Genomic DNA, 12,994 nt, shown 5'->3' on the forward strand with positions numbered 1-12,994 from the left:
ATCAGGCTTCGCGCGACGAACTTAAAGTAAAACATCAGAATCGCTGGTAAACCGAAGATTATTTTTAGATTTCCGATGCTTTCCACAGGCCTGTGGATAACTTTGTTGAGAAGTGCATTACGGCCTGCCGCAAACCGTGTCACCGATCACTTATGTGCGTCGGCCCACATTTCGGGCAGACCACAACAAACATTAATGCAAACAAGCACTTACGCAACAAATAGCGACATTTAATTGATCGCGGAAGGCGATATGTCTGATGGCGCGCCGCAACGTACAAAATGTGTATAACTGCTGTCTTGACATCTTTCGATTCCACCAAGGGCGGGCGTTTCAGACAAATCCGACGATTTCTGAAACGCTGCACCCGAGGGTATCGCGCTGCACTGCAACATACTGTTCAACGTACCAACGCGGCCGCGCGCATCGCCCGGCTGTGCGAATGGACTTCATCGACCAGTTCGACAACGTGTTCGGGCGGCGTGAACTGCGAAATGCCGTGGCCAAGATTGAAGACGTGCCCCGGATGATTGCCGAAGCTTTCCAGCACGCCACGCGCTTCGGCGCGAATCGCCTCGGGCGGCGCAAACAGCACGCTCGGATCGATATTGCCCTGCAACGCCACGCGAGCGCCCACTTTCTCGCGCGCCGCGCCGAGGTTCACCGTCCAGTCCAGCCCGACAGCATCCACGCCGATTGACGCGATCTGCTCAAGCCACAACCCGCCGCCCTTCGTGAACGTAATAACCGGGACCCGCGCGCCGTCGTGCTCGCGCTTGAGGCCTGCGACGACCTTCGCGATGTAGTCGAGCGAGAAGCGCTGATACGCGCCGTCGGCGAGTGCGCCGCCCCACGTATCGAAGATCATGACCGCCTGCGCGCCGGCTTCGATCTGGGCGTTGAGATACGCGACAACCGCTTGCGCGTTCACATCGAGAATGCGGTGCATGAGATCGGGCCGCGAATAAGCCATCGATTTCACGGTGCGATGATCGTCCGAGCCGCCGCCTTCCACCATGTAGCACGCAAGCGTCCACGGACTACCCGAGAAGCCGATGAGCGGTACCCGCTGACGGCCTTCCGCGTCGGTGAGCGCGCGGCGAATCTGGCTAACGGCGTCGGTGACATAGCGCAGCGTGGCGTCGATGTCCGGCACGGCCAAGCGCTTTACGTCGTCTTCGGTGCGCACCGTGCGTTCAAAACGCGGACCTTCGCCCTGCACGAAGTTCAGCCCGAGGCCCATTGCGTCGGGAATGGTGAGGATGTCGGAGAAGAGGATCGCCGCGTCGAGCGGATAACGTTCGAGCGGCTGAAGCGTCACTTCGGTGGCGTAATCGGGATTCTTCGCAAGACCGAGGAAACTGCCGGCGCGTGCGCGCGTGGCGTTGTACTCGGGCAGATAGCGCCCGGCTTGACGCATTAGCCAGATCGGCGTGTATTCGGTCGGCTGCCGCAAGAGCGCGCGCAGAAAGGTGTCGTTCAGAAGAGTGTGGGCCACGGCGCTCGATGCTGAATGCGAGGAATCATCCATTCTACCGGACGACGCGCGCGTCATCGGCGACTGAGAATGATGTTCAGACTCACGCGCGCTCGTTATGATCGACGGCGGCAACCAATACGAATAGAACACGGAGAATCGATGAAACGCGCGTTTTTAACGTCCATTAGTGTCGCAATCGCCGTCTTTGCCGGGTCGATGTCCACCACCGCACTTGCTCAAACGGTGCAGGCGGGAAGTGTCGGCACCGTGCCCGCGCCTCCGCCGCCCGTCGCGCCGCCCACGCGGCTCGACGACATCCTCGGGCGCCACACGCTGCGCGTCTGCACGACCGGCGACTACAAGCCGTACACGTTCCTGCGTACGGACGGACAGTTCGAAGGCATCGATATCGACCTGGCGGAAAGCCTCGCGAAGTCGCTTGGCGCCAAGGCCGAATACGTGAAGACTTCGTGGTCGAACCTGATGAACGATTTCATCGACAAGTGCGATATCGCGGTCGGCGGCGTATCGACGACACTCGACCGGCAGAAGCGCGCCTTCTTCACCGCGCCATATATGGAGGACGGCAAAACGCCAATTGTTCGCTGCGATGACGTGGACAAGTATCAGACCGTCGAACAGATCGATCAGCCAAACGTGCGCACGATCGTGAATCCCGGCGGCACGAACGAGCGCTTTGCCAAGCAGTTCCTCTCGCATTCGCAGTTGATCGAGTACCCGGACAACGTCACGATCTTCAAGCAGATTCTGGACGGCAAGGCGGATGTCATGGTCACGGATGCCTCGGAAACGCTGCTTCAGCAGAAGCTCAATCCAGGCCTATGCACCGTGCATCCGGACAAACCGTTCCAGTTCGGCGAAAAGGCGTATCTGTTGCCGCGCGGCGATGTCGTCTGGCAGCAGTATGTCGACCAGTGGTTGCACCTCGCGCGCGGTTCGGGCGAGTTTCAGGCTGTAGTGGACAAGTGGCTCAAATGAACGATCAGCGCGCGGCGCGCAACCACTCGCCCGCGCGCTCGCCGATTCGACGCAGCCAGGCAAGCGCGGCTTCGGATCGCGGATGCATGCGGGCGAAGCCGTGCGTCATTTCCGCAGCGTCGATCAATTCGACGCGGCCGCCGTTGGTTTCGAGGAAGCGCTTGAGTTCGTGGGCATCGTCGTAAAGCGGGTCGTAGGCTGCCGCGACGATCAACGCGGGCGCAGGCGTCCGCTCGAACGGCTCGGCGAGCGGAAAGGCGCGCACATCATGGGCGTCGGGCATCACGCCGGACAGGAACTGAGTCCAGTACCACTTCATCTCGTCGTTGGTGAGGCCGGGGCCGTTCGCGTTTGCAAGACAGCTCGCGCTCTCGAATTGCCGCCGCATCACCGGATACAGCAGAAGCTGGAGACTGACGAGACCGGCCACGCGCTCGTTCGCGCCGCGCGCCGCGACCACCGAGAGATGCGCACCCGCGCTATCGCCACCGACAGCCAGCCGGTCCGTCGCGAAGCCAAGCCGCGAACGATGTTCGGCGAGCCAAATCAGCGCGTCGAGGGCATCGTCGCAAGGCGCGGGAAATGGATGCTCCGGCGCCAGCCGATAATCGACGCTCGCGACTGCGCACTGCGAATCGCGCGCGAGGCGGGCGACCAGCGCATCATGCGTCTCGATATCGCCGACCACCCAGCCACCGCCGTGAAAGTAGACGATTAGCGGCAGTGGACCGTTCGCCGACTTCGGCTTATAGATGCGCGTGGCAAGCGTGCGCCCGGCAAGCGGAATCTCGATGTCCTCGACGAAAATGGTTTCGTCCGGCGCCGGGGCGTAGGCTTTGGCCACTTCGCTGAAGCGCTCGCGCACTGCCTTCGCGTCGGCATCGGGACCGAGCGGCGGAAAAGCTTCGGCAACGGCGGCGTAGTAGCGAAGCAGGGCGGCGTCAATTGTCATACGAGTCTCCAAGTGCGTCTTTTACGGGAAGTTTTGGCGGTTCAGGCCGAATGAGTATCGATTTCATACGTGCGCCCGTTCGATTTTCCCGGAAAATGCCGATTAACGCAGCGGCCCATATAACCGGAAAAACTCAGGGAGTTTTGGCGGATCGAATAAATCAGCTTAATAACTGACAATATCTGCACGGCTTTGCACGCATCCGCGACCGAAAATTTAACGAGAGCCTTATGGGACGGGGGTTACAACCTGAAACACTTTGTTACGGCGGGTCAGAATCAATTCGCCCACAATCTGTTCAAACGGTTTCAACACGGATGTGTCCGGGCGCGCGGTTGCAAATGCGGCGTTTTCCGGTGGTCGCCTTGGGCGAATCTCTGAAAGGGACATCAGTGTTGGGATCGTTCGTCGATTTGACGTTGAATCGAATCCCACCTTTGGTCTCCTCGCGCTAACCCCGTAGCGTGTGGTTTTTAGCGGGCTCCAGGCCCGCTTTTTTTTCGCCTGCACAAACGTTTGCGCTAGTTGCGAGTTTCGCCGCCGAACGTTTCGTGCCATGACAGGAAGGGAGCGCTTAATAGCGCTCCCTTCGTCGTTTCAATTACGCCGTTTTGGCTTCTGCAAGCTTCAGGTCGTCGATCATCTGCGCGCGCATCACAAACTTCTGGACCTTGCCTGTCACCGTCATCGGCAATTCGTCGACGAACCGGATGTAACGCGGAATCTTGTAGTGCGCGATTTGTCCTTGGCAAAAGTCGCGGATCTCGTCGGCGCTGGCCATCTCGCCCGGACGCAGCACGACCCAGGCGCACACCTCCTCGCCGTACTTTTCGTCCGGGACGCCGAACACCTGCACCGACTGCACCTTCGGATGGCGGAACAAGAATTCCTCGATCTCGCGCGGATAGACGTTCTCGCCGCCGCGAATCAGCATGTCCTTCAGGCGTCCGACGATGTTGCAGTATCCTTCGGCGTCGAGCGTCGCGAGGTCGCCGGTATGCATCCAGCCATCGACGATTGCCTCGCGCGTCTTTGCGTCGTCGCCCCAATAGCCTTTCATCACCGAATAGCCGCGCGTGCACAGTTCGCCCGTCTGGCCGACCGGCAAGATTTCGCCGAGCGGGTCGATGATCTTCACCTCCAGATGCGGCTGAACGCGCCCGACAGTGGTCGTGCGTTTGTCGAGCGGGTCGGTGGTCGAGCTTTGAAACGAAACCGGACTTGTCTCCGTCATGCCGTAAGCGATGGTGATCTCGTCCAAATGCATGGTGGAGACCACACGCTTCATCGTTTCGATGGGGCACGGCGAGCCCGCCATGATGCCCGTGCGCAGCCGGCTCAAGTCGTAATTCGCGAACTCGGGATGATCGAGTTCGGCGATAAACATCGTCGGCACGCCGTGTAGCGCCGTGCAACGCTCCTCGTGCACGGCGGCGAGCGTCGCGGCGGGATCGAATGCCTCGCCGGGGAACACCATCGCGCAGCCGGTCGATACGCACGCCAGCACCGCGAGCACCATGCCGAAGCAGTGGTAAAGCGGCACGGGAATGCACAGCGAGTCGTTCTCGGTGAGGCGCATGGCCATCGCGATATAGCGCGCGTTGTTCACCACGTTCCGATGCGTAAGCGTCGCGCCCTTCGGATTGCCCGTCGTGCCGCTCGTAAACTGCACGTTGATCGCTTCGTCGGCGGCGAGTTTGGCTTCGAGCGCATCGAGCTTGGCGGTATCGACGAGCGCGCGGCCTTCTTCCATCAACGCGTCGAAGTTGAGCATGCCGGGCGTCTTGCCTTCGCCCATTCGGATGATGGCGCGCAGGTCCGGCAGCTTCGCCGCATTTAGCGCGTTCGGTTGCGCATGGGCGAGCTCCGGCGCGAGCGTCTGCAACATCTCCAGATATTTCGACGATTTGAACTGCTCCGCCGCGACGATCGCCTTGCAGCCGACCTTGTTCAGTGCGTATTCCAGTTCGGCAAGCCGATAAGCCGGATTGATATTCACCAGCACCGCGCCGATGCGCGCCGTCGCAAATTGCGTCAGCAGCCATTCCGCGCGATTCGGCGACCAGATCCCGACGCGGTCGCCTGCTTCGATGCCAAGCGCAAGCAAGCCGCTCGCAAGCACGTCGATCTCGTCGGCGAACTCACGCCAGGTCCAGCGGATGTTCTGCTCACGAAACACGACAGCGGGACGCCCGGGAAAGCGGCGCGCGGTATCGAGAAGAAAGCGCGAAACGGTGGCGTCGCTCAAGGGCGTGTCGGTCGCGCCGCGGACGTAGGAAAGACCGTCACGCGGTTCGACTTGCGCGCTGGCCTGCGTCGGTTGAGTTGCCATCGAAGGGTCTCCGCTATCGACCGTGCAAGATATGCAGCCTCAAAAACGTAGGCTGTTTGGAAGGCTATTTTGCACGGTGGCAAGCGGCGCTGGCATCAAGTGTTACCCGCAATCGGGGTGCACAACGGTCATGCAGATTTGCCGGTAAGCAACCCGGACTCGCCATAAAAAAAAGCAGCCCGGAGGCTGCTTTCTTCGATTCGCTACAAGCGCGCTGGCTTAGTGCTTCGAGCCAAGCTTGCGCAAACGCTGAATGGCGGCGAGCTGTGCCGTTGCGTACGCGAGTTCCGCTTGCGCGGTCGCGTATTCAAGGTTCGAGCCCGTGTTCTGCAACGCTTCTTCCGCGCGCTTCTTTGCTTGCTCGGCCTTTGCTTCGTCCAGATCGGCGCCGCGAATGGCGGTATCGGCAAGAACGGTCACGACGCCCGGCTGAATCTCGAGGATTCCGCCTGCGACGAACACGAACTCTTCCGAACCGTCTTCCGCTTCGATGCGCACCGCGCCCGGACGAATGCGCGTGATGAGCGGCGTGTGGCCCGGCAAAATGCCGAGTTCACCTGCTTCGCCCGGCAGCGCGACGAACTTCGCCTGGCCCGAGAAGATCTGCTCTTCCGCGCTGACGACGTCTACTTTGATGGTTGCCATATCGACTCCTGAGCGTATTACGAAGGCGCGGAGTTTTGAGATCCGCGCCCGCTTCGTCTACACCCGACCGTTACTGAATCTTCTTGGCCTTTTCGAAGGCTTCGTCGATCGTGCCAACCATGTAGAACGCCTGCTCCGGCAGATGATCGCACTCACCTTCGACGATCATCTTGAAGCCGCGAATGGTTTCCTTCAGCGGCACGTACTTGCCCGGCGAGCCCGTGAACACTTCAGCAACGTGGAACGGCTGCGACAGGAAACGCTGGATCTTACGAGCGCGCGCCACGGCGAGCTTGTCTTCCGGCGCGAGTTCGTCCATGCCCAGAATCGCGATAATGTCGCGCAATTCCTTGTAACGCTGCAGCGTTTGCTGCACGCCGCGCGTGATCGAGTAGTGCTCTTCGCCGATCACGTTCGGGTCGATCTGACGCGAGGTCGAATCGAGCGGGTCCACTGCCGGATAGATACCCAGCGATGCAATGTCACGCGACAACACGACCGTTGCGTCCAAGTGGCCGAAAGTCGTAGCCGGCGACGGGTCGGTCAAGTCATCCGCAGGGACGTACACAGCCTGAACGGACGTGATCGAACCGGTCTTGGTCGACGTGATGCGCTCTTGCAGCTTGCCCATTTCTTCAGCCAGCGTCGGCTGATAGCCCACTGCCGACGGCATACGGCCGAGCAGTGCCGACACTTCCGTGCCCGCCAGCGTGAAACGGTAGATGTTGTCGACGAAGAACAGCACGTCGAGACCTTCGTCACGGAAGTGCTCGGCCATCGTGAGGCCGGTCAGCGCCACGCGCAGACGGTTGCCCGGCGGCTCGTTCATCTGGCCGTACACCAGCGCGACCTTGTCGAGAACGTTCGAGTCCTTCATTTCGTGATAGAAGTCGTTCCCTTCGCGGGTACGCTCACCCACACCGGCGAACACGGAATAACCGCCGTGTTCCTTCGCGATGTTGTTGATGAGTTCCATCATGTTCACGGTCTTGCCCACGCCAGCGCCGCCGAACAGGCCAACCTTGCCGCCCTTGGCAAACGGGCAGATCAAGTCGATAACCTTGATGCCCGTTTCGAGCAGTTCGGTCGAAGGCGACAGCTCGTCGAACTTCGGCGCGAGCTGGTGAATCGAACGCGTGGCGGTCGATTCGATAGGACCGGCTTCGTCGATCGGACGGCCGAGCACGTCCATGATGCGGCCAAGCGTCGGCTTGCCGACCGGCACGCTGATGGGGTTGCCCGTGTTCTTTACGATCGTGCCGCGGCGCAAACCGTCGGATGCACCCAGACAGATGGTGCGGACCACGCCGTCGCCCAACTGCTGCTGGACTTCCAGCGTCAGCTCGGTGCCTTCCAGAATGAGCGCGTCGTAAATCTTCGGCATGTGCGAGCGCGGAAATTCCACGTCGATAACGGCGCCGATGCACTGTACGATCTTGCCTTCTACCAAAGCAGTAGTACTCATCGCATTTCCTTTAGATACTGTGTTCTTTCACGCGGTCATCAAGATCAGACCGCAGCGGCGCCGCCGACGATTTCCGACAATTCTTTCGTAATCGCGGCCTGGCGGCTCTTGTTGTATACGAGCTGCAGTTCGTTGATCACGGTCTTCGCGTTATCCGACGCGGCCTTCATTGCGACCATGCGCGCCGATTGTTCCGACGCCATGTTTTCCGCCACCGCCTGATAAACCAGCGCCTCGACGTAGCGCACGAGCAATTCGTCCACCACGGTTTGAGCGTCCGGCTCGTAGATGTAGTCCCACGAGGTCTTCGGCGTGTCGTTCGCAATCGCGGCTTCGTCTGCCTTCTGCTGCAGATCTTCGGCCGTCAACGGCAGCAATTGCTCGATCACCGCTTCCTGCTTCATCGTATTGACGAAGCGCGTGTACCCCAGGTACACCGCGTTGATCTTGCCTTCCGAATACAAGTCGAGCTGCACCTTCACCGCGCCGATCAGCTTTTCCAGATGCGGCGTGTCGCCCAGATGCGTGACTTGCGACACGACCTTGGCGCGCAACCGGTTCAGGAAGCCGAGACCCTTGGCGCCGATAGCCGACGCTTCGATGGACACGCCGGTCTGCTCCAGCTCCTTGATGCGCTGCAACGACGCACGCAGCACGTTCGTGTTCATGCCGCCGCACAAACCCTTGTCGGTCGTGACGAGGATCAGGCCGGCCGTCTTCGCGCCTTCGTTCTTCACCATGAACGGGTGACGATACTCAGGGTTCGCCGCGCTCATGTGCGCCGCGATTGCACGGACCTTGTCGGCATACGGACGGGCGGAACGCATGCGCTCCTGGGCGCGGCGCATCTTCGATGCGGCGACCATTTCCATCGCTTTCGTGATCTTGCGCGTGTTCTGCACGCTCTTGATCTTGCCGCGAATTTCCTTCATTCCAGCCATTGCTTACTCCTTGATCGAAGCCGCGCGGTGTTCATCGGTCGATGCACCGCGCGTTGCTCCTCAGTCCCGATCAATAAGCGCCCGACTTCTTGAAGTCCTTCAGCGCGGTATGCAGTGCGCCGTCGTCGTCCTTCGACAAGTCTTTATTGTCTTCGATGCGCTTAACCAGATCGGCATGGCTCGTCTTCAGGTATTCGCGCAGGCCCTTTTCGAACGGCAGCACTTGCGCAACTTCCAGATCGTCGAGGTAGCCGTTGTTAGCCGCGAACAGCGCCACAGCGAGTTCCCACACTTGAAGCGGCTGATACTGCGGCTGCTTCAGCAGTTCCGTCACGCGGCGACCGCGCTCCAACTGCTTGCGGGTGGCTTCGTCCAGGTCCGACGCGAACTGCGCGAACGCAGCCAGTTCACGATACTGCGCCAAGTCGGTACGAATACCGCCCGACAGCTTCTTGATGACCTTGGTCTGAGCCGCACCACCGACGCGCGACACCGAAACGCCCGCGTTGATGGCAGGGCGGATACCGGCGTTGAACAAGTCGGTTTCCAGGAAGATCTGGCCGTCGGTAATCGAGATCACGTTCGTCGGAACGAACGCGGTCACGTCGCCGGCTTGCGTTTCAATGACGGGCAGTGCCGTCAGTGAACCGCTCTTGCCCTTCACTTCGCCGTTGGTGAACTTCTCGACGTAGTCTTCCGAAACGCGAGCCGCACGCTCGAGCAGACGCGAGTGCAAATAGAACACGTCACCCGGATACGCTTCACGACCCGGCGGACGGCGCAGCAACAGCGAAATCTGGCGATACGCCCATGCTTGCTTGGTCAAATCGTCATAAACGATCAGCGCGTCCTGGCCGCGATCGCGGAAGTATTCGCCCATCGTGCAACCGGCGTACGGCGCGAGGTATTGCATCGCGGCCGATTCCGAAGCCGAAGCCGCCACGACGATGGTGTAAGCCATTGCGCCGGTTTCTTCGAGCTTGCGCACCACGTTCATGATCGACGAAGCCTTCTGGCCGATCGCGACATAGATACAGAAAAGGTCCTTGCCCTTCTGATTGATGATCGCGTCGACAGCCACCGCGGTCTTGCCGCACTGACGGTCGCCGATGATCAGCTCGCGCTGACCACGGCCGATAGGCACCATCGAGTCGATGGACTTCAGACCCGTTTGCACCGGCTGCGACACCGACTTACGCCAGATCACGCCCGGGGCAATCTTTTCGATTGCGTCGGTCATCTTCGCGTTGACCGGACCCTTGCCGTCGATGGGGTTACCCAGCGCGTCGACCACGCGGCCGATCAGTTCCGGACCGACCGGCACTTCGAGAATGCGGCCCGTCGTCTTGACGATGTCGCCTTCCGAGATGTGCTCGTACTGGCCGAGAATAACGGCGCCGACGGAGTCGCGTTCGAGGTTCAGCGCGAGGCCGAAGGTGTTGCCCGGAAACTCGAGCATTTCACCCTGCATCACGTCCGACAGGCCGTGAATACGCACGATACCGTCGGTCACGGAGATCACGGTGCCCTGGTTGCGAACATCCGCGCTCGCTTCAAGGCCCTGGATCCGGCTCTTGATCAGCTCGCTGATCTCAGAGGGATTGAGTTGCATTATTCGCTCCTGATAGTCAATTCTGTTGCGTGCCAGCGATTCGCTTCTAACGAAGCGTCAGGCGGTCAGAGCCGTCTGCATGCTGGCGAGGCGCGCGCGGACCGAGGTATCGAGCACTTCGTCGCCAACCGTCACGCGAACGCCGCCGATCAGCGACTGATCGACTTCGACGGTCGGTTTCAGCTTGCGTTCGAACTTGCGTTCGAGGCTTGCGACTAGGTCGTTCAATTGTTCGCCTTCGAAGGGGAACGCGCTTACGATCAGCGCGTCGGCCGCACCTTCGCGGGCGTTCTTCAGCTCGTCGAACTGCACGGCGATTTCAGGCAGCAGCGACAGACGATGATTGTCCACCAGCATGCCGACGAAATTCTTCGCCTGTACATTGCCTTGAGCCAAAGGCGACTTCACTGCGGACAGCAGCAGATCCGCTACTTGATCGCGGCTCACCTTCGGGCTCGAGGCGACCGACTGCACTTCGGGCAGACGCGCAACCTGGGCCAGTTCCTCGACGAAAGTGGACCAGCCCGCGAGATCGCCGCTCTCGGCTACGCGGAACAGCGCTTCTGCGTAAGGACGAGCGATGGTTGCAAGTTCGGCCATGATCAGAGCTCGGTTTTGAGTTGATTCAGCAGATCGGCGTGAGCCTTCTGATCGACTTCGCGCTTCAGAATTTGCTCGGCGCCCTTCACGGCCAGGGCCGCGACTTCGGCGCGCAGCGACTCGCGCGCCTTGACGACTTGCTGTTCGGCGTCCGCCTTGGCTTGCGCGACGATGCGCGCGGCTTCAGCCTGAGCGTTGGCCTTGATTTCTTCGGCGACGGCTGCGGCGCGCTTTTCGGCGTCAGCGATACGTTGCTGACCGTCCGTGCGAGCCTGCGCGAGTTCCTGGTCGACGCGCTTGTGCGCGGCTTCGAGTTCCGCCTTGCCCTTGTCGGCGGCGGCGAGGCCGTCGGCAATCTTCTTTGAGCGCTCGTCGAGGGCATTGATCAACGGCGGCCACACGAACTTCATCGTGAACCACGCGAGGATCAGAAACACGACCATTTGCGCAAACAGGGTTGCGTTGAGATTCACGGTGTTTCCTTAAACGTTGCTTAGTCGGAGAGTGAAACGGTTAAAAGGCGCTCATCGGCCCGTTGTGCTCGATCAGCGCCTCACCCGTTCCGTCTTGCGTCTCATCGCAAGAAGAGACGCACACTTCCGAGGAACCTCAGCCTGCGAGCTTCGAGAGCAGCGGGTTCGCGAACGCAAACAGCATTGCCACACCAACGCCGATCAGGAACGCCGCGTCGATCAGACCAGCCAGCAGGAACATCTTGGTCTGGAGCGGGTTCATCAGTTCCGGCTGGCGGGCGCATGCTTCAATGTACTTGCCGCCCATCAGGCCGATACCGATACAGGCGCCGATTGCACCCAGGCCGATGATGATGCCGATACCGATGGCGGTCAGACCCTGGATGTTGGCGATGAAAGCGTTCATGTTCACTCCTTTGATTAAAGACTTTGGAACTGGATTTATAAAAATTGAAAACTAAAACCTAAGCGATTCTGGACCTGCCGCGAACACTCTTTAGTGAGAGTCGTGCGCCTGACCGATGTACACGAGCGTCAGCATCATGAAGATGAACGCTTGCAGCAGCACGATCAGAATGTGGAAGATCGCCCAGACCGTACCCGCGACCACATGGCCGATAAAGCCAAGTACAGAGGCGTCCGCGCCGAAGTGCCACATGCTGCCGAGCAGCGCGATCAGCAGGAACAGCAGCTCACCCGCGTACATGTTGCCGAAAAGCCGCATGCCGAGCGAAACCGTCTTGGCGACGAACTCGATGATGTTCAGCGCAAGATTCGGAATCCACAGAAGCGGATGCGCGCCAAACGGAGCGGACAGCAGCTCGTGCACGAAGCCGCCTGCGCCCTTGATCTTGAGGTTGTAGTAGATCATCAGCACGAACACGCCGAGCGCGATGCCGAGCGTGCCGTTCAGATCGGCCGTGGGCACGATGCGATGATGCGGCAGCACTTGTTCGAGGCCCAGCCAGCCAATCACGCGGCCTGGCAGATCCACGGGGATGAAGTCGAGCGAGTTCATCAGGGCGACCCAGACGAACACGGTCAGCGCGAGCGGAGCGATGAAGCGGCGGCTGCCGTGGATCATCGACTTCGACTGATCTTCGACCATTTCGACGAGCATCTCGATCGCGCACTGGAAACGTCCGGGAACACCGGACGTCGCGCGGCGCGCCGCGATACCGAGAATGACGATGGTCAGGAGACCGCACACGATGGACCAGAACAGCGTGTCCAGATTCCAGACGTGGATGTCGAAAATCGACGTCTGCGTGTGCGTGGAAAGATTCTGCAAGTGGTGCGCAATGTACTCGGACGGGTCCAGAGCGTGCGTTCCTTCGCTAGCTGCCATATCGTTAAAGCCACCCAAATTGTCAAAAATCTTTCGTCGCCAGACGCTTATCCGAGCCACCGCTTCGCGTTGCGGCTCCGGGCGTCCGGCCCGAGCGCGGCGTTCATAACCGCGCTTTCATGTGTGATGCTACATACTTGACTTCGG

The 12,994-nt window shown here is 60.2% G+C and carries 12 protein-coding genes; 1 reads left to right on the forward strand and 11 read right to left on the reverse strand.

The window, feature by feature from the left end:
* Positions 1–400: 400 nt before the first annotated feature.
* On the reverse strand, positions 401–1,498 hold the full coding sequence (hemE, locus tag NCT04_RS14535; RefSeq protein WP_250466177.1) for a uroporphyrinogen decarboxylase: 1,098 nt from the start codon (positions 1,496–1,498) through the stop codon (positions 401–403).
* Positions 1,499–1,696: 198 nt separating this feature from the next.
* On the opposite strand from hemE, the gene NCT04_RS14540 reads away from it, so the two are divergent.
* Positions 1,697–2,479, forward strand: coding sequence for a transporter substrate-binding domain-containing protein (locus NCT04_RS14540; RefSeq protein ID WP_502800665.1), 783 nt, complete (start codon positions 1,697–1,699; stop codon positions 2,477–2,479).
* Between the two features lie 4 nt (positions 2,480–2,483).
* Here the strand turns inward: NCT04_RS14540 and NCT04_RS14545 are convergent, their stop codons facing one another.
* The 10 genes from NCT04_RS14545 to atpB form a co-directional block, all read right to left on the reverse strand.
* A complete protein-coding gene (locus NCT04_RS14545) occupies positions 2,484–3,431 on the reverse strand; it encodes an alpha/beta hydrolase (RefSeq protein ID WP_250466180.1) in 948 nt (315 codons plus the stop codon).
* Between the two features lie 601 nt (positions 3,432–4,032).
* The gene (locus tag NCT04_RS14550) at positions 4,033–5,763 is read right to left on the reverse strand and encodes an AMP-binding protein (RefSeq protein ID WP_250466182.1); all 1,731 of its coding nucleotides are present in this window, start codon (positions 5,761–5,763) and stop codon (positions 4,033–4,035) included.
* A 219-nt stretch (positions 5,764–5,982) separates the two neighbouring features.
* Entirely contained in the window at positions 5,983–6,408 is a 426-nt protein-coding gene (locus NCT04_RS14555) for a F0F1 ATP synthase subunit epsilon (protein ID WP_244826603.1), read from the reverse strand.
* A gap of 70 nt (positions 6,409–6,478) precedes the next feature.
* The gene (atpD, locus tag NCT04_RS14560) at positions 6,479–7,873 is read right to left on the reverse strand and encodes a F0F1 ATP synthase subunit beta (protein ID WP_244826604.1); all 1,395 of its coding nucleotides are present in this window, start codon (positions 7,871–7,873) and stop codon (positions 6,479–6,481) included.
* A 44-nt stretch (positions 7,874–7,917) separates the two neighbouring features.
* Complete coding sequence (gene atpG / locus NCT04_RS14565) at positions 7,918–8,814, reverse strand: F0F1 ATP synthase subunit gamma (RefSeq protein WP_244826605.1); 897 nt, start codon at positions 8,812–8,814, stop codon at positions 7,918–7,920.
* A gap of 70 nt (positions 8,815–8,884) precedes the next feature.
* Positions 8,885–10,426 carry a F0F1 ATP synthase subunit alpha gene (gene atpA, locus NCT04_RS14570; protein ID WP_244826606.1) on the reverse strand — a complete coding sequence of 514 codons (1,542 nt, stop codon included), beginning with the start codon at positions 10,424–10,426 and terminating at the stop codon, positions 8,885–8,887.
* A 57-nt stretch (positions 10,427–10,483) separates the two neighbouring features.
* Positions 10,484–11,026 (reverse strand): F0F1 ATP synthase subunit delta, encoded by a 543-nt coding sequence (locus NCT04_RS14575; RefSeq protein ID WP_250466184.1) that lies wholly within the window; start codon positions 11,024–11,026, stop codon positions 10,484–10,486.
* Positions 11,027–11,028: 2 nt separating this feature from the next.
* Positions 11,029–11,499: a F0F1 ATP synthase subunit B gene (locus tag NCT04_RS14580; protein ID WP_244826608.1), complete on the reverse strand. Its 471-nt coding sequence runs from the start codon at positions 11,497–11,499 to the stop codon at positions 11,029–11,031.
* Positions 11,500–11,635: 136 nt separating this feature from the next.
* Positions 11,636–11,905 (reverse strand): F0F1 ATP synthase subunit C, encoded by a 270-nt coding sequence (gene atpE, locus NCT04_RS14585; protein ID WP_244826609.1) that lies wholly within the window; start codon positions 11,903–11,905, stop codon positions 11,636–11,638.
* 90 nt (positions 11,906–11,995) lie between these two features.
* Entirely contained in the window at positions 11,996–12,847 is an 852-nt protein-coding gene (gene atpB / locus NCT04_RS14590; RefSeq protein WP_244826610.1) for a F0F1 ATP synthase subunit A, read from the reverse strand.
* Positions 12,848–12,994: the final 147 nt, after the last annotated feature.

Origin of the sequence: Caballeronia sp. GAFFF2 (genome assembly GCF_023631485.1) — a bacterium.
Taxonomy (GTDB): Bacteria; Pseudomonadota; Gammaproteobacteria; order Burkholderiales; family Burkholderiaceae; genus Caballeronia.